This is a genomic window from Methylobacterium sp. W2 (genome assembly GCF_020662345.1).
In the GTDB taxonomy this organism is placed as follows: Bacteria; Pseudomonadota; Alphaproteobacteria; order Rhizobiales; family Beijerinckiaceae; genus Methylobacterium.
Genome location: NZ_VMOA01000102.1, coordinates 1 through 465 on the forward strand (window position 1 = coordinate 1; position 465 = coordinate 465).

Below are 465 nucleotides of genomic sequence, written 5' to 3' on the forward strand. Positions count from 1 at the left end.
CCTCAGTTCCCTGGCAAGTATGTGATCATCGACGGCGAGCGTCGGCTGCGTGCGAAGAGATCGCTGGGCGAGACGCACATCGATGCCGAAGAACGTCATGACGTACTGCCCATCGACCTCTACACCACGGCTTACCGAGCGAACAACGACCACGAGCGGCAGTCAATCTTCGATGACGCGATTGCGTGGCAGCAATTGATCGAGCAACAGGTGGTCGCGGATCAAAATTCGCTGGCTGAGAAGGTCACCAAAGACAAGGCATACGTCAGCAAGGTTCTTTCGCTGAACGCACTGCCGAGAGCCATTCTAGAGCGCATGGCAGAAAGTGCTGATCGTGTGGGGTTGCAGGCGGCCTACTGCCTCAAGTTGATCTTCGACCGTGTCGGGGAGGAAGGCGCTGATCGTCATCTGACGGCAGTTATCGAAGGCAAGAGAACGGTGCGCGAATTGGAGCTCATCTTGCGC

At 57.0% G+C, this 465-nt stretch carries 1 protein-coding gene; it reads left to right on the forward strand.

Annotated features, from left to right (window positions below; all coding sequences use genetic code 11):
* Window positions 1-21: 21 nt before the first annotated feature.
* On the forward strand, window positions 22-465 hold a 444-nt coding region (locus FPV16_RS25905; protein ID WP_227441372.1), incomplete at its 3' end, for a hypothetical protein.